Origin of the sequence: Amycolatopsis sp. GA6-003 (genome assembly GCF_046267895.1) — a bacterium.
In the GTDB taxonomy this organism is placed as follows: domain Bacteria; phylum Actinomycetota; class Actinomycetes; order Mycobacteriales; family Pseudonocardiaceae; genus Amycolatopsis.
Genome location: NZ_CP176499.1, coordinates 5887713 through 5902949 on the forward strand (window position 1 = coordinate 5887713; position 15237 = coordinate 5902949).

A 15237-nucleotide genomic window follows, 5' to 3' on the forward strand; every position below is an offset into this window, starting at 1 on the left:
GATTCACCCGTTAGGGGCGTTCGGCGAGCAGCTCCAGCCCGCCAGTCCCCAGCCGCAGGACGGACGGGACCAGCTCCGTGGTCTCGTACGGCGAATTCAGCACCTGCTCCCGGACGGTGTCCGCCAGCCCGGAGCCTTCCCGGGCGACGTACATCTCGTCCGGACAGGGCAGGCCGACGATCAGATCTCCCGTTCCGAGGTGCGGGGTCAGCTGGGCGTGCAGATCGGGCAGCGCGAGCGCGGAGGCCGCCAGCTGGTTTTCCCGGGCGAGCGAGACCAGGACGTCCGCGCCGGAGCGGCGCACCTCGAACTTCAGCCCGCGCGCCAGGGCTCCGAATCCGACGTCGAGCAGCTTCTCGAGCGGCGCGCCCAGCTGCTCCTGCTCGTGCCGGGTGATGTGCTGCATCCCGATCTTGCCCTCGGGCGTTCGCGACACCACCGCGAGCGCGACCGACAGCCTGCCGGGCACGAGAGGGTGGTGCGGCAAAGCATCGAGCAGCCCGGCGCGCGGTGAGGACGCGCTCCAGAGGATCGGCAGTATCTCCTCGGCGCTTTTCCGCTGTTCGGCTTCGGCCATCGCGGCGCGGGCTTCGGCGAAGGCTCGGTCCCACTCACCGGGAGCGGGCCGGGCGAAGCTGTAGGTGCACTCGGCCTTCCGGAAATTCTTGGCCATGAATTTCTGGTCGGCGGCGGAAGGCTGCCATTCGCTGTACACGGCCAGAACCGCGGACCCGCGCACCTTGTGCTGCTGCCGGACGCTCGCCCACGCCCGCTCGACCGCGTCCTCGGCCTGGGTCGGCGCGCTGGCCAGCACGGGTTCGGGGAGGCCTTTGATCCGGAAGACGACTAGGTTCTGGGAAACGTCATCATTCATCGGGATTCCCTCGGGGGAATTGATCTTCGCATCCCGCCTGCTTAGCACAACCACGGCCGGGCGAACCCGCGATCAGCGAATCTTGTTTGGCCGAATGTCCTTTCGGAGCCTCGGATTTCGGGATCGGCTTGACCGGCGCCGGTGGTCAGGAGGGCATGCAGGCTCGGTCCGGCGACGGCGACGGATCTCGCGGCCCGGCTTCCGATCACCCGGCAGGCGATCGCCACACGCCTCGGCCTGCTGTCCGAGGCCGGGCTGGGAGCATCTCGACGGCGAAGAACGACCCCACGATTTCACTCATGTGAGGGACGGAGTCGGCCGACTGGCCAACCGCAAAGAGCCGGAAGAACGAGGGCGGCGCACGCCGGTCTCAGTTGACTGGAAGTCATGAACAGCGTGCGGAACAAGGTGAACAAGGCAGTACTGGCGGTGACCGGGATCGCGGCTCTGGCCACGGTCGCGTCGTGCGGGCTCGGCGCCTCGGTCGAGGAGAAGTCGAACGGCCACGTGAAGGCGGTTTCCTACGACACCGGCAAGCAGGGCAAGGCCAACTCGGACGCCCGGCTCCCGTCGTGGGTGCCGGACGACGCGAAGTCGGTCACCGAGCTGATCCGCACCACCGGTTCGGAGCGGATCCTGCGCTATCAGCCAGGTCCGTCGGAGCTGCCCGCGCTGTGCAAGCCGGGAAAGGCCGAGGCGAAAGCGCCGACGCTCACCGCGGACTGGTGGCCGGCGGGCGAGCACAAGCGGATGGACAAGGACTGCGGCGGCTGGCACGTCGCGGTCGAGACGGACGGCGTGTACGCGTATCAAGCCGAAACGGTGGCCAACGCGGACAAATAACAGTGGCCGCCCCGGAAAACCGGGGCGGCCACTGTCTGTCCTCTGTGGTCAGTTGGCGGGCGGCGTCAGCTTCAGCACTGTCGCGGTGGCTTGCCCGCGCGGGGTGCGGTAGCTGATTTCCTCGCCGGTCTTCGCGTTCGCCAGCGCGAGGCCGAGCGGGCTGTCCGAAGTGATCGCGTCGGCGTCCTCGCCGGGAAGGGTCACCACGGTGAACTCTTCCTCGTCACCGTCGGAAAAACGCAGCGAAACCCGCGTGCCGTCGGGAAGCAGCGAGCTGTCGTACGCGCCGTGCTCGAGCTTCGCGGTGACTTCGGCGATCTGCCGGTCCAGTCGCGCCGCTGCCTCGGCGCGGTCGATCACGTCCGCCTGGTCGGCGGCGTCCCCCGTGCGTTCCTGCTCGCCCGGCTGCGGAGACAGCGCCTCCCGCTGCGCGCGCAGGTCCGCGATTTCCTTCTCCAGCTGACGGCGCGCCGCCTCGCTGAGCCCCTTGTCCCCTGAGATCACCATGCCGGGCATTGTCCGCCGCGCGGACCGGGGTGGCCAATCCGGTTTTTCACCCGCCGGAAGCCGTTGGGACTGCTGGCCTAGGATTCAGGGCCGCCGTCCTGACAAACGTAACGAGGATCACCGTGAGCGCCGTGCCCGGTCGCAGCACCCAGCTGTCGCCCAACCAGTTGCAGAAGCAGGAACTGATCGTCGAAGCGGCTCGCAAGGTCCTCGCCCGCGAAGGGCTCGCCGGGTGCACGGTACGCGCGATCGCCGAGGCCGGGCCGCTCACCAAAAGTGCGATCCATTACTACTTCGCCGACATCGACGTGCTCATCGACCGGGCGATGGCCGCGCACATCAACACCTTCGTGGCGGAACTGCGCAAGGTCGCGGACAAGCACTCCGACCCGCGCAAACGGCTTTTCGCGGTGACCGAGGCCTATCTCGCCGAGTTCGCCGACCATCCGCGCGGCGCGTTCCTCTGGTTCGAGTACTGGATCGCGGCCGGGCGCGCGCAGCATCCGCAGGCGATCGACGCCATGCTCACCTCGATCACCGAACTGCTCGTCGAACTCCTCGCCCCGCTCGACGTCGACGATCCGCGCGCCCGCGCCCGCTCGCTGCTGAGCTACCTGCTCGGCGCGGTGGTGCAGCAACGGGTCCGGCCGCGGTCGTCCGCGAGTCTCCGCGGCGACATCGAGGCGCTCTGCTTCGCCGGATACCGCTGACGCCGCATAGGCTCGCGCACATGCCTTTGTTCTCCTTGGACGGCGTCAGCCCGCAGGTTCACCCGGACGCCTGGATCGCCCCCACCGCCACCCTGATCGGCAACGTGACCGTCGAGAAGGACGCTTCGGTCTGGTACGGCGCGGTGATCCGCGCGGACTTCGGCCCGATCGTCATCCGCGAGGGCGCGAACATCCAGGACAACTCGGTCATTCACTCCGGACCCGAGATGACCGAGATCGGCCGCAACGTCACCGTGGGGCACCAGTGCCTCGTGCACGACTGCACGGTCGGCGAACAGGCGTTGATCGGCAACGGTTCCACGGTCCTCGACCGCGCGGTGATCGGCCCGCGCGCGTTCGTCGCCGCGGGGTCGACGGTCACGCCGGGCACCGAGGTCCCGGCGGAGATGATCGCGATGGGCAGCCCGGCGAAGAAGTTCGTGGAACTCACCGATTCCGCGCGCGTGTGGGTCGAGCACAACGCGGCGGTCTACCAGGAACTCGCGCGACGGCACCGGGGCGGCCTCGAGCAGGTCTGAGCCCGTTCCCGCGCACCGGACGCGGGCTGGCGCGGTGCACTAAACTTCGTCCCGCAGCAGCGACTGGCGCCATTCAAGAGGTGGAGCACCACCGGGGAGCGACGACGAGGCCGGCACCGCGCGCCTGGGTGCGAGCCATTGCAGAGCCGGAGTACGCCATGACACACCAGCCCGCCCTGTCCGCCCTGTCCGCGGCGGATCCGCAGATCGCCGGTCTGGTCGAGGACGAGGCGAAACGCCAGCACGACAAGATCCGCCTGATCGCGTCCGAGAACTATGTTTCGCAGGCGGTGCTCGAAGCCACCGGCAGCGTGCTCACCAACAAGTATTCCGAGGGCTACGCCGGCAAGCGCTACTACGAGGGCCAGCAGTTCATCGACCAGGTCGAGCAGGTGGCGATCGAGCGGGCGAAGGCCGTCTTCGGCGTCGACCACGCGAACGTCCAGCCGTACTCGGGTTCCCCGGCCAACCTCGCGGTGTACCTGGCGTTCGCCCAGCCGGGCGACACCGTGCTCGGCATGGCGCTGCCCGACGGCGGCCACCTCACGCACGGCTGGAGCGTGTCCGCGACCGGCAAGTGGTTCACGCCGGTCCGCTACGGGGTCCGGAAGGAAACCGGCCGCGTCGACCTCGACCAGGTCCGCGACCTCGCCCGCCAGCACCGGCCGAAGCTGATCTTCGCCGGCGGCACGGCCATCCCGCGCACCATCGACTTCCCGGCGTTCGCGGAGATCGCCCGCGAGGTCGACGCCGTGCTGGTGGCCGACATCGCGCACATCGCCGGCCTGATCGCGGGCGGCGCGCACCCGTCGCCGGTCGGCCACGCGCAGGTCATCACCACGACCACGCACAAGACGCTGCGCGGCCCGCGCGGCGCGATGATCCTGTCCGACGCCGAGCACGCCAAGGCGGTCGACAAGGCGGTGTTCCCCGGCCTGCAGGGCGGTCCGCACAACCACACGACGGCCGCCATCGCGGTCGCGCTGGGGGAGGCGCAGCAGCCGTCGTTCTCCGAGTACGCGCACACGATCGTCGCGAACGCCAAGGCGCTGGCCGAAGCGCTGATCGAGCGCGGGTACGACCTCGTCTCCGGCGGCACGGACAACCACCTGCTGCTGATCGACCTGACCAACAAGGCGGTGCCCGGCAAGCCCGCCGCGCAGGCGCTGGACCGCGCGGGCATCGAGCTGAACTACAACACCGTGCCGTTCGACCCGCGCAAGCCGTTCGACCCGTCCGGCATCCGGCTGGGCACGTCGGCGATCACCACGCGCGGGCTCAAGCCCGAGCACCAGGTGCAGGTCGCCGACTGGATCGACCGGACGGTGACCGCCGCGGCGGCACAGCAGGACGGCGAGCTGGACTCGATCGCGGCGGAGATCCGCGAGTTCCTCCAGCCGTTCCCGATCCCGGGCTACCGCGAGTGACGTCGTGAGTGGCGATCACGGTTAGAACCGTGATCGCCACTCACGAGTTGTTGAGCCGGGCCGCTTGGCTGATCAGATGATTGCGCTCGGCCACGTTGGGCGCCTTCTCCGCCGCCTCGCGGTACAGCCGCGCGGCCGTCGCCAGGTCTCCGTCGCGTTCATGCAGGTAGGCCGCCACCGCACTATGCCGAGGCAGCTTGTCGTCCAGCTCCGCCAGCGCCTTCAACCCCGCGCGAGGCCCGTCCGCCTCGCCGACCGCGACCGCCCGGTTCAGCCGGACGATCGGGCTGTCGGTCAGGGCGAGTAGCTCGTCGTACCACTCGACGATCTGCACCCAGTCGGTTTCCTCCGCGGTGAGAGCGTCGGCGTGCAGCGCGGCGATCGCGGCTTGGGCCTGGTACTCGCCGAGCTGATCCCGAGCCAGCGCCGCCTGCAGGATGTCGACGCCCTCGGCGATCAGCCGGGTGTCCCAGGCACTCCGGTCCTGTTCGGCGAGCGGCACGAGGCTGCCGTCCGGCTTCGTCCGCGCGGCGCGGCGGGCGTGGTGCAGCAGCATCAACGCGAGCAGACCGGCCACCTCCGGATGGTCGAAGCCCGCCGCGAGCTGCCGGGTCAGCCGGATGGCCTCGGCGGCGAGGTCGAGTTCGCCGGAGTAGCCCTCGTTGAACACCAGGTACAGCACACGCAGCACGGTCGCGACATCGCCGGGCGCGTCGAACCGCACGGTGGACACGGTTTTCTTCGCCCGGCTGATCCGTTGCGCCATCGTCGCTTCCGGCACCAGATACGCCTGCGCGATCTGCTTCGTGGTCAGCCCGCCGACCGCGCGCAGCGTGAGCGCGACGGCCGACGACGGCGTCAACGACGGGTGCGCGCACAGGAAGTAGAGCTGGAGCGAATCGTCCACCGCGGCCGCCGGACCGGGCGGCGGCTCGGCGTCCACCGCCACTTCCCGGCCCCGGCGCGCGGATTCCGACCGCGTGGCGTCGAGGAACCGGCGCCACGCGGCGGAGATGAGCCACGCCTTCGGATCGCGCGGCGGATCGTCCCGCCACGCGTCCAGCGCGCGGATCAGCGCTTCCTGCACGGCATCCTCGGCCGACGCGAAGTCCGCTCCGCGCCGGACGAGGATGCCGATCACCGCGGGCACGAGTTCCCGCAGCAACTCCTCGTTCATTCGGTCACCGAGGGGTTCACGCCGTAGCAGGGGCGCAGTTCGAGCCATTCGTGGATCGGCTTGCCGCCCGCGCCGGGGGCCGCGGACAGCTCCCCGGCCAGTTCGAGCGCGCGCTCGTAGCTGTCGACGTCGATGAGCATCCAGCCCGCGATGACGTCCTTCGTCTCGGCGAACGGACCGTCGGTGACCGGCGGGCGGCCCTCGCCGTCGAAGCGGACCCACGTGCCTTCCGGGGACAGCGCCTGCTCGCTGACGAACTCGCCGGTCTCCACGAGCCGGTCCGCGAAGTCGCGCATGTACTGGATGTGGGCGGTGACCTCCTCGGGCGTCCACTGGTCCATGGGGACGTCGTTCACCGAAGCCGGCGCGCCGCGGTAGTGCTTGAGCAGCAGGTACTTGGCCATGGTGGTTCTCCTCCGTGCTGGTGGCGACTCGGTGTCGGCCACGTTCGCGCCAGGGACGGAGCCGGTCGCGCGTTCTCGACATCGTCGGGCGAGAGATTAGCGTCACAGGATATTTGGTTGATGAATGCAAGTTTTTCGGGAACAGTTGTGGCGAGCAAGTAGTTGAGGGATACAAGCAAGTAGCTCGACAGCATTCAATCAGGCGCTGAGGGAGACCACCATGAGCGACACCGCCACTGCGGAAGGGGGCGCCACCACGAACGGACGGCTTTCACACCGGCAGATCCTCACGGTTCTGTCCGGGCTGATGCTCGGCATGTTCCTGGCGGCCCTCGACCAGACCATCGTGTCCTCGGCGATGAAGACCATCGCCGACGAACTGCACGGGCAGAGCCTGCAGGCCTGGGCCACCACCGCCTACCTGATCACCGCGACGCTTTCCACGCCGCTGTACGGCAAGCTGTCCGACCTCTTCGGCCGCAAGCCGATGTACCTGACCGCGATCTCGCTCTTCCTCGCCGGTTCGCTGGCGAGCGCGATGGCCGGATCGATGTACGAACTGGCCGCGTTCCGCGCGTTCCAGGGCCTCGGCGCCGGCGGGCTGATGTCGCTCGCGCTGGCGATCATCACCGACATCACCTCGCCGCGGGAACGCAGCCGCTACCAGGGCTACTTCATGGCCGTGTTCGGCGTCTCGAGCGTCGCCGGCCCGGTCGTCGGCGGGTTCTTCGCCGGACTCGACTCGTTCGCCGGCCTGACCGGCTGGCGCTGGGTGTTCATGGTGAACGTCCCGATCGCGCTCGCCGCGCTGGTCGTCGTGAGCAAGGTGCTGAACCTCCCGCACACCCGGGTGGACCAGAAGGTCGACTTCCTCGGAGCCGGCGCGCTGACGCTCGGTCTCGTGCCGCTGCTGCTCGTCGCCGAGCAGGGCCGCGAATGGGGCTGGGGTTCGCCCGCGTCGCTGGCGATGTACCTGGTCGGCGCGCTCGGCGTGGCCCTGTTCGTCCTGCAGGAACGCCGGATGGGCGACGCCGCGCTGCTGCCGCTGCGGCTGTTCCGCAGCGGGGTGTTCCGGGTGTCGACGCTGGTCACCGTGATCCAGGGCATCGGGATGTTCGGCGCGATGATGTCACTGCCGCTGTACCTGCAGATCGTCAAGGGCGCGACGCCGACCCAGGCCGGGCTGCAGATGCTGCCGCTCACCCTCGGGATCATGGTCGCGAGCCTCGGCAGCGGCCGGATCATCACCCGGACCGGCCGGTACAAGGGCTTCGCGGTCGCCGGACTCGGCCTGATGGCCGCGGCGGTGTACGCGTTCTCGATGATCGGCGTGGACACCGCGCTCGGCGTGGTCATGGCCATCGCGTTCGTGCTCGGACTGGGCCTCGGCTCGACCATGCAGACGCTGACCCTGGCCGCCACGAACGACGTCACGCCCCGCGACATCGGGGTCGCGACCTCGTCGGTGACGTTCTTCCGGCAGATCGGCGGCACGGCGGGCACTGCGGTGTTCCTGTCGATCCTGTTCAGCACGGTCGGCGACCGGATCGCGGCGGCGGTGCGCTCGGCGATGGCCTCCCCGGCCTACACCGCGGCGCTGGCGCAGCACCCGGAGTTCGCCCGGCAGCTGGCCGGCGGCGGCCTCGACGTGAACGACACCTCGTTCCTGTCGACGCTCGACCCGGTGCTCGCCCGGCCGATCCTGGAAGGGTTCTCCAGCTCGATGAGCACGGTGTTCCTGATCGGCGGCGCGGTGCTGACCGTCGGGTTCGCGCTGGTCTGGCTGCTGCGGGAGAAGCCGCTGTCGGACAAGTCGGCGATGGAGCAGCGCGCCGAGCAGGAAGCGGGCGAACTGGCCCTCGCGGGCTGATCAGGCAGTAAAAAAAGGGCCGTCCACCAGGCAGGTGGACGGCCCTTTTTCGCGTGGCTCAGTGGTGCGCTTCGCCGTTGATCTCTTCCTTGGCGAGGCGGTCCTTCTCGCGCTCGTACGAGCGGGTGATCTCCGACTCGGCGTCGGCGCGGCCCACCCAGGACGAGCCCTCGACGCTCTTGCCCGGCTCGAGGTCCTTGTACACCTCGAAGAAGTGCTGGATCTCGAGCTTGTGGAACTCGTTCAGGTGGTGGATGTCCCGCAGGTGCTCAAGGCGCGGGTCGTTCGTCGGGACGGCGAGGACCTTGTCGTCCGGGCCCTTCTCGTCGGTCATCCGGAACATGCCGATCGCGCGGCAGCGGATCAGGCAGCCGGGGAACGTCGGCTCCTGGACGAGCACGAGCACGTCGAGCGGGTCGCCGTCCTGGCCGAGCGTGTCGTCGATGAAGCCGTAGTCGGCCGGGTACTGGGTCGCGGTGAACAGGGTCCGGTCGAGCTTGATCCGACCGGTCTTGTGGTCGACCTCGTACTTGTTGCGCTCCCCCTTGGGGATTTCGATCGTGACGTCGAATTCCACGGCCGTCCTCGCTGCTTCTGTTGACTCTCGGTGTGCCACGCGCTCGTGGGCGGCAACCTCATGACCTCGTTGACGTCACTAGTGTGGACTACGCCCCGTCGGCCGGTCGCGCCGATGTCGGCCAGACGGCATGTGACCTTGGCCCCTCCGGGGGCGGGTGAGAAGGAGTGGTGGGTGCCGGAAAACGACCAGCCGAGGTGGCCCACGGGCGACGAGGACACCTCGTCGCAGCCGGACCGGGCGACTTCCCGCCTCCCCCTGCCCAAGCGCGACGCGGGAGCCACCGCGCAGCTTTCCGTGCCCAACGTCACACCTGGCGACGGCCCGGGATCGTGGTTCCGGCCGAACGTCCCGCCGGAGGAGGTCCCCGGGCTGAACGCCCCCTCGGACGCTCCCGTCCCGCCGCCGGAACCGCCGCGGTCGAACCTCGCGGACCGGGTGAGCGGCACCTCGATGCCCCCTCGGGCCGAGGCACCGAAACCGCAGGCGCCCTGGGTCCCGGTGGAGGGCCCGACCCGGTTCGCGGCCGGGGTGCCGAGGCCGGGCGACAACGCGAGCCGCCCGGACGCGGAGGGAGCCGCGGAGCAGACGGTCCGGGCGCAGCCGAACGTCTCGGCTGGGCAAGGCGGGCAGCAGGAGTCCTCGCCCGCCTGGCAGGCCGCGCGGAAGCCGGGGAACTCGCTGTTCGAGCCCGCTGGGGGTTCCGCGTCTTCGGGCGAGGGGCAGGGGTGGAATCCGTTCCAGTCCGGCCAGCCTGCCGAGTCCGCTGGGTCTGCTCGGTCCGAGGAGAAGCAGGGACAGCAGTTCGCCGCGTTCCGGGACGAGACCCCGGGAACGAGCGAGAACAACCAGGGCTGGGCGGCGTTCCGGCCGGTCGTCGCGCGGGACGAGCAGGGGCAGGAGCCGCCCAAGGAGGGCTGGACCGCCTTCCGCAACGACTCCGGCGACGCTGCCGGCTCCGCGCAGCCGGGTCGTGGCGGTGAAGGGACGGCTGGCCAGGCTCAGCCCGGCCGCGCCGAGGAGCAGAACCAGCCGGGCTCCCGGGGCGAATCGGGCCCGGAAGCCGGGTCCGCGGCCGCGCGGCTCAACCCGGCTCAGCCTGGTCGTCCGGGTAACGAAGCGCAGGAAAACCGGGGCCGCCCCGACGAGTCGGTCCCGGGCGCGGTGCAGCTCAACCCGGCTCAGCCTGGTCGTCCGGGCAATGAAGCGCAGGAAAACCGGGGCCGCCCCGACGAGTCGGTCCCGGGCGCGGTGCAGCTCAACCCGGCTCAGCCAGGTCGTCCGGGCAACGAAGCGCAGGAAAACCGGGGTCGCCCCGACGAGTCGCAGGGCAATCGGAACGAATCCGGTTCCGGGGAGTGGTCGCAGCAGATCGAAATCCCCGTCCGGCCCGCCCTGCCCGAACCCGCGCCCGGCACCGTTCCGCCCGCGGGCGGCGGTCAGGTGCGGCCGATGCGGATCGACCCGTCCGGGGATCAGTTCCCGGCGGAGGCGACGGTCGGGATCCCGCGTCCGGCCGAGGGTTTCCCGAGCGCACCCGACATGCAGCAGGGGCCGTCTGAGGCGACCGTCGGCATTCCCCGGCCCGCGGAAGGCTTCGCGGAGCGGCCAGGTCCGGAGCAGATTCCGCCGCGCGCCGCCGCGGAGCAGTCGCCTCCGGAGCCGCCCGCCGGTGCCGGGCCGGTCCCGCCCGCGGACGACGCGCCGAAGAAGCCTCGCCGGAAGGTGCTGGTCCTGGCGCTCGTCGTGCTGCTTCTGCTCGCCGCCGCGGGTGGTGCGTCAGCCGTGCCCGCGGTGTCCAACCGGCTCGGGTTGCCGTGGGCGCCGAACGCGCCGAAGGGCAGCGAACCCGACCCCGCCGATGCCAGCCTCGCGCTGCATGGCCCGGACACCTCTGGGCAGGGACCGTCCGCGAACGGCGTGGCCGCGAAGCTTTCCGGTCCGGCCGGCGCGGCGGCGCTCTCGCAGCTCAGCGGCAGCGTGATCGACCCGGCCAGCGGCACCGTGCTGTGGGACCACGCGTCGAACACTCCGCTGACCCCGGCGTCGACCACGAAGATCCTCACCGTCGCCGCGGCGCTGCTCGCGATGGAGCCGACGAAGCGGATCTCCACCAAGATCGTCCAGGGCGCGCAGCCGGGCACGGTGATCATCGTCGGCGGCGGCGACCCGTCGCTGACCGCGCTGCCGGTCGGCACCGATTCGCCGCTCTACCCGGGCGCGGCACACCTCGACGACCTCGTCAACCAGGCCAAGAAGGCCGGCGGCGACATCAAGAAGGTGCAGCTCGACGCGAGCGCCTACACCGGCCCGAACACGGCGCCGGGCTGGGAGCCGGGCGACGCGCCGTCGCTGTTCGGCGCGCCGATCGTCCCGGCCATGACCGACGGCGGCCGCGGCAATCCGAAGGTCGACGAGACGATGCGCTCGGCCAACCCGGGAACCGCGCTCACCCAGCTCGTCGCGGACAAGCTCGGCGCGAGCCCGGCCGGTGCCGCCAAGGCTCCCGAGGGCGCGAAGGTGCTCGGCGAGGTCCAGTCGGCTCCGCTGCCGGACCTCGCGTACGCGCTGCTGCAGATCTCCGACAACGTGCTCGCCGACGCGCTCGGCCGCCAGGTCGCGATGGCCACCGGCGGGGAAGCGTCGTTCGCCGGTGCGTCCGCCGCGGTGAAGAAGGTGTTGGCGGACCACGGTTTCGACGTCAACGGCCTGCAGCTGTTCGACACGAGCGGACTGTCCAATCAGAACAAGGTGCCGGCCAGGCTGCTGGCTCAGGTGCTCGCCGCGGCGGCCGGTCCGGACGGCAAGGACCCGAACACGCCGAAGCTGCGTCCGCTGCTGGCCGGGCTGCCGGTCGCGGGCAGCCCGGAGGGCACGCTGCACGGCCGCTACCACTCGGGCGAAACCCAAGGGGGCAGGGGCTGGGTGCGCGCCAAGACCGGCACGCTCACCGGCGTCAACACCCTCGCCGGGTATGTGCTCGACAGCGACAACCGGGTGCTCGCCTTCGCGTTCATGTCCAACGGTTCGGAGAAGAACTCCGGGCAGGCGGCGCTCGACGTGCTGGCGACGGCCTTGCGAGGCTGTGGCTGCAAGTAACCGGCGCTGGGCCGACTCGCTGAACCGGTTCGGCTGAGCTGCCCACAATCTCCGACCGGCAGGTAGCGTCGGAGGGGTGAGCCAGGAAACCGAGACCCGACGGCGGCCCATGGTCGACTGGGACCGGGCGGCCGCCACCGGCGCGCTGCTGGTGCGCGGCGGCCCGCAGGTCGCCCGAGGCGAGGCCGACCGCGCCGTGGTCGACCTGCGCGAGCTGACCGCCGAGGCCGAGGGGCACGTCCGCGAGCTGACCGGACTCGGCCGCGACCTGCCGCTGCTGCCCGGCACCGTGGTCGACCGGCCGGGCTGGGTCCGGTCCGCCGCGTCCGGTCTCGGCGTGCTCACCGGGCGCGCGCTGCCCGCGGCGCAAGGCGGTCCGCTCGGCCCGATCCTGGCGTCCGGCGCGGGCGTGCAGACCGGGCTGCTGCTCGCGTTCCTGGCGTCCCGAGTGCTCGGCCAGTACGACCCGTTCGGCGGTCCGGAGAACAAGGGCGAGCTGCTGCTCGTCGCGCCGAACGTGGTGGCCGCCGAACGCGCGATGAAGGTTCCCGCGCACGATTTCCGGCTGTGGGTCTGCCTGCACGAATGCACGCACCGGCTGCAGTTCACCGCGGTGCCGTGGCTGCGCGACTACTTCGCCGACGAGGTCGAACGGCTGGTGTCCGGGATCGCGGAAAGCTCCGCCGAGGGCCTCGCCGAACTGGTCGGCCGGCTGCCTGACGCGCTGCGCAATCGCGGCAAGGGCGGCGGCATCGCGGAGCTGCTGCAGTCGCCGAAGGAGCGTTCGGTTTTCGACCGGCTGCTGGCGCTGTCCACGCTGCTGGAGGGCCACGCGGACTACGTGATGGACGCGGTCGGCCCGCAGGTCGTGCCCAGCGTCGAGCAGATCCGGGCGCGGTTCACCGCGCGGCGCCAGGGCGGCGGGCTTTTCGACCGGCTGCTGCGCGCGGTGCTCGGCCTCGACGCGAAGATCCGCCAGTACGAGGAAGGCGCGAAGTTCACGCGGCACGTGGTCGACGCGGTCGGGATGGACGGGTTCAACAAGGTGTGGCGCTCGCCGAACACCTTGCCGACGCGCGCCGAGATCGCCGACCCCGCGGCCTGGGTGCGGCGCCTGCACGGGTGAACGCGCTCGCCGCGGTCCGGACAGCGGTCCGCGATTTCCTCGCGACAGTCGCTGTTCCCGGCGAAGTGTGCGTCGCGGTGTCGGGCGGTGCGGACTCGCTAGCGCTCGCTGAAGCGACGGCGTACGTCCTTCGGCATCGAGACGTCCGTACGCGGGCGCTTATCGTCGACCATGGCCTGCAGGCCGATTCCGCCGTCGTTGCCGCTGAAGCCGCGACAGTCGTGAAGGGCCTTGGCATCGACGTCGTTGAAGTGCATGCCGTACACGTTGTCGGCAAAGGCGGTCCTGAAGCAGCGGCGCGCGCTGCGAGGTACCACGCGCTGCGCGAAGCGTTGCCGAACGGCGAAGGGCTCGTACTGCTCGGCCACACCCAAGACGACCAAGCCGAAACAGTGCTGCTCGGGCTAGGCCGCGGCTCCGGACCGCGCTCGTTGGCTGGCATGCGTCCACACGATCCGCCGTGGGGTCGTCCGTTGCTCGGCATCACTCGCGCGCAAACCGTCGCGGCGTGCACAGAACTCGGTCTGGAGCCGTGGCAAGACCCGCACAACGCAGATCCGCGCTTCACCCGCGTACGGCTGCGTACGGAAGCACTGCCGCTCCTGGAGGACGTGCTGTCGGGTGGAGTCGCTCCAGCTTTAGCCCGTACGGCCGCACAGCTGCGCGAAGACACCGAGGCGTTGGACACACTCGCCGCGCGCGTACACGAGCGCGCGACCCGCGAAGGCGACCTCGACGTAGCTGTGCTCGCGGCCGAGCCCGCTGCGCTGCGCAGACGGGTTCTCCGCAGGTGGCTGCTGGACTCCGGGGTCCGCGAACTGACCGACGCGCACCTGCGTTCGGTCGACGCGCTCGTGGCCCGTTGGCGGGGTCAGGGCGGGGTGTGGCTGCCGGGCAACTTGGAGGCTCGACGGCGGCGTGGCAGGCTCTCGCTTGCCGGACCCGAACCCACCACCCGAGGGGAATGACGCGTGTACGAGGGCGAGATCGCCTCCGTGCTCATCACCGAGCAGCAGATCAAGGACAAGATCGCGGAGCTGGCGGCGAAGATCGCCGCGGACCACCCGGAAAACGGCCAGGGCGACCTCCTCCTGGTCGGCGTCCTCAAGGGCGCCGTCATGTTCATGACCGACTTCGCGCGGGCGCTTCCGGTGCCGGCGCAGCTGGAGTTCATGGCCGTGTCGTCCTACGGGTCTTCGACCTCGTCGTCGGGGGTGGTGCGGATCTTGAAGGACCTCGACCGCGACATCGCCGGGCGCGACGTGCTGATCGTCGAGGACATCGTCGACTCCGGGCTCACCCTGTCCTGGCTGCTGAAGAACCTGGCGAGCCGGAACCCGGCCTCGCTCGAGGTCGTCTCGCTGCTGCGCAAGCCGGAAGCCGTGAAGGTCGAGGTGCCGGTGAAGTACATCGGCTTCGACATCCCCAACGAGTTCGTCGTCGGCTACGGCCTCGACTACGCCGAGCGCTACCGCGACCTGCCCTACATCGGCACGCTGGACCCGCACGTCTACACGTCCGGATAGTCCGGATCGTCTCGGTTCGCGATAACTCTTTCGGGTCTGGAACCCCGAAGCCCGAAATCGCGTCATAGGGCTCGACCAGGTGCGTTAACCTATGCGAAGACCTATTGCCATGCGGACGAGTGACACCAGCCGACGGGCTGGTCCTCGCGCGGGGGAACGGAGAGAGGGCAGATGGGCAACAACAGCTCGGCGGATGCCGCGGCGTTCAAGAACGCCGCTGTCAACGGCCAGGTCGGGATCGACCCGGATGCCGCGCAGACCGTGCTGAAGAAGATCCGGACCGGGCGGGACGCGATCGAAGCTCTTCTGAACAGCGCGGGCACGCTCGCGCAGCCGCCGAAGCTCGGCGCGAACCCGGTCGGCAAGGCGATGGCGACGAAGTTCGTTCAGCGCGCCGACGGCGGCGGCGACTCCTACTCGTCCGCGTTGCAGAACCTGCTCAGCCAGTACCAGGCGGCGGAGGAAGGCATCGTCGCGGCGATGTCCCGCTACCACGAGTTCGACCAGTCCGCAGGCGACCCGTTCCGCAGCAAGGCCTGACGTCCTAGGGGGATCACG

General features: G+C 70.2%; 15 protein-coding genes and 1 pseudogene. 11 read left to right on the forward strand and 5 right to left on the reverse strand.

Annotation, left to right across the window (positions count from 1 at the left end):
* Positions 1–10 precede the first annotated feature (10 nt).
* A complete protein-coding gene (locus F9C12_RS26625) occupies positions 11–874 on the reverse strand; it encodes a hypothetical protein (protein WP_409462189.1) in 864 nt (287 codons plus the stop codon).
* A gap of 165 nt (positions 875–1039) precedes the next feature.
* On the opposite strand from F9C12_RS26625, the pseudogene F9C12_RS26630 reads away from it, so the two are divergent.
* Positions 1040–1174 (forward strand): annotated as a pseudogene (locus tag F9C12_RS26630) (transcriptional regulator); the annotation flags it as partial.
* A gap of 87 nt (positions 1175–1261) precedes the next feature.
* Positions 1262–1717, forward strand: coding sequence for a hypothetical protein (locus F9C12_RS26635; protein WP_409462190.1), 456 nt, complete (start codon positions 1262–1264; stop codon positions 1715–1717).
* A gap of 48 nt (positions 1718–1765) precedes the next feature.
* Here the strand turns inward: F9C12_RS26635 and F9C12_RS26640 are convergent, their stop codons facing one another.
* Positions 1766–2224 (reverse strand): GreA/GreB family elongation factor, encoded by a 459-nt coding sequence (locus F9C12_RS26640; protein WP_409462191.1) that lies wholly within the window; start codon positions 2222–2224, stop codon positions 1766–1768.
* A 122-nt stretch (positions 2225–2346) separates the two neighbouring features.
* On the opposite strand from F9C12_RS26640, the gene F9C12_RS26645 reads away from it, so the two are divergent.
* The 3 genes from F9C12_RS26645 to glyA all read left to right on the forward strand — a co-directional run bounded on the left by F9C12_RS26645 (position 2347) and on the right by glyA (position 4900).
* A complete protein-coding gene (locus tag F9C12_RS26645; protein ID WP_037369190.1) occupies positions 2347–2934 on the forward strand; it encodes a TetR/AcrR family transcriptional regulator in 588 nt (195 codons plus the stop codon).
* Positions 2935–2954: 20 nt separating this feature from the next.
* A complete protein-coding gene (locus F9C12_RS26650; RefSeq protein WP_409184528.1) occupies positions 2955–3473 on the forward strand; it encodes a gamma carbonic anhydrase family protein in 519 nt (172 codons plus the stop codon).
* A 158-nt stretch (positions 3474–3631) separates the two neighbouring features.
* Positions 3632–4900, forward strand: coding sequence for a serine hydroxymethyltransferase (glyA, locus tag F9C12_RS26655; protein ID WP_409462192.1), 1269 nt, complete (start codon positions 3632–3634; stop codon positions 4898–4900).
* Positions 4901–4940: 40 nt separating this feature from the next.
* Here the strand turns inward: glyA and F9C12_RS26660 are convergent, their stop codons facing one another.
* Both F9C12_RS26660 and F9C12_RS26665 read right to left on the reverse strand, forming a co-directional pair.
* The gene (locus F9C12_RS26660) at positions 4941–6077 is read right to left on the reverse strand and encodes an RNA polymerase sigma factor (RefSeq protein WP_409184530.1); all 1137 of its coding nucleotides are present in this window, start codon (positions 6075–6077) and stop codon (positions 4941–4943) included.
* Positions 6074–6481 (reverse strand): YciI family protein, encoded by a 408-nt coding sequence (locus F9C12_RS26665; protein WP_409184531.1) that lies wholly within the window; start codon positions 6479–6481, stop codon positions 6074–6076. The genes F9C12_RS26660 and F9C12_RS26665 overlap by 4 nt, the downstream gene beginning before the upstream one ends.
* A gap of 220 nt (positions 6482–6701) precedes the next feature.
* Between F9C12_RS26665 and F9C12_RS26670 the strand changes: the two genes are divergently transcribed.
* On the forward strand, positions 6702–8351 hold the full coding sequence (locus F9C12_RS26670) for an MDR family MFS transporter (protein ID WP_409184532.1): 1650 nt from the start codon (positions 6702–6704) through the stop codon (positions 8349–8351).
* A 58-nt stretch (positions 8352–8409) separates the two neighbouring features.
* Here the strand turns inward: F9C12_RS26670 and F9C12_RS26675 are convergent, their stop codons facing one another.
* Entirely contained in the window at positions 8410–8928 is a 519-nt protein-coding gene (locus tag F9C12_RS26675) for an inorganic diphosphatase (RefSeq protein ID WP_409184533.1), read from the reverse strand.
* A 174-nt stretch (positions 8929–9102) separates the two neighbouring features.
* Here F9C12_RS26675 and dacB point away from each other — a divergent pair, with 174 nt between their 5' ends.
* The 5 genes from dacB (at position 9103) to F9C12_RS26700 (ending at position 15219) form a co-directional block, all read left to right on the forward strand.
* On the forward strand, positions 9103–12027 hold the full coding sequence (gene dacB / locus F9C12_RS26680) for a D-alanyl-D-alanine carboxypeptidase/D-alanyl-D-alanine-endopeptidase (protein WP_409462193.1): 2925 nt from the start codon (positions 9103–9105) through the stop codon (positions 12025–12027).
* Positions 12028–12136: 109 nt separating this feature from the next.
* The gene (locus tag F9C12_RS26685; RefSeq protein WP_409186860.1) at positions 12137–13153 is read left to right on the forward strand and encodes a zinc-dependent metalloprotease; all 1017 of its coding nucleotides are present in this window, start codon (positions 12137–12139) and stop codon (positions 13151–13153) included.
* Complete coding sequence (tilS, locus tag F9C12_RS26690) at positions 13150–14121, forward strand: tRNA lysidine(34) synthetase TilS (RefSeq protein WP_409462194.1); 972 nt, start codon at positions 13150–13152, stop codon at positions 14119–14121. The genes F9C12_RS26685 and tilS overlap by 4 nt, the downstream gene beginning before the upstream one ends.
* Before the next feature lie 3 nt (positions 14122–14124).
* The gene (gene hpt / locus F9C12_RS26695; RefSeq protein WP_033292892.1) at positions 14125–14679 is read left to right on the forward strand and encodes a hypoxanthine phosphoribosyltransferase; all 555 of its coding nucleotides are present in this window, start codon (positions 14125–14127) and stop codon (positions 14677–14679) included.
* 171 nt (positions 14680–14850) lie between these two features.
* Complete coding sequence (locus F9C12_RS26700) at positions 14851–15219, forward strand: hypothetical protein (RefSeq protein WP_409462195.1); 369 nt, start codon at positions 14851–14853, stop codon at positions 15217–15219.
* The last annotated feature ends 18 nt before the right edge of the window (positions 15220–15237 follow it).

Excerpts from the sequence above, each read along its gene's own strand:
- glyA (WP_409462192.1), top strand. The coding sequence starts at position 3,632 with ATGACACACCAGCCCGCCCTGTCCGCCCTGTCCGCGGCGGATCCGCAG.
- F9C12_RS26625 (WP_409462189.1), bottom strand. The coding sequence starts at position 874 with ATGAATGATGACGTTTCCCAGAACCTAGTCGTCTTCCGGATCAAAGGC.
- F9C12_RS26650 (WP_409184528.1), top strand. The coding sequence starts at position 2,955 with ATGCCTTTGTTCTCCTTGGACGGCGTCAGCCCGCAGGTTCACCCGGAC.
- F9C12_RS26665 (WP_409184531.1), bottom strand. The coding sequence starts at position 6,481 with ATGGCCAAGTACCTGCTGCTCAAGCACTACCGCGGCGCGCCGGCTTCG.
- F9C12_RS26640 (WP_409462191.1), bottom strand. The coding sequence starts at position 2,224 with ATGGTGATCTCAGGGGACAAGGGGCTCAGCGAGGCGGCGCGCCGTCAG.
- F9C12_RS26670 (WP_409184532.1), top strand. The coding sequence starts at position 6,702 with ATGAGCGACACCGCCACTGCGGAAGGGGGCGCCACCACGAACGGACGG.
- F9C12_RS26660 (WP_409184530.1), bottom strand. The coding sequence starts at position 6,077 with ATGAACGAGGAGTTGCTGCGGGAACTCGTGCCCGCGGTGATCGGCATC.
- F9C12_RS26635 (WP_409462190.1), top strand. The coding sequence starts at position 1,262 with ATGAACAGCGTGCGGAACAAGGTGAACAAGGCAGTACTGGCGGTGACC.
- F9C12_RS26700 (WP_409462195.1), top strand. The coding sequence starts at position 14,851 with ATGGGCAACAACAGCTCGGCGGATGCCGCGGCGTTCAAGAACGCCGCT.
- F9C12_RS26685 (WP_409186860.1), top strand. The coding sequence starts at position 12,137 with ATGGTCGACTGGGACCGGGCGGCCGCCACCGGCGCGCTGCTGGTGCGC.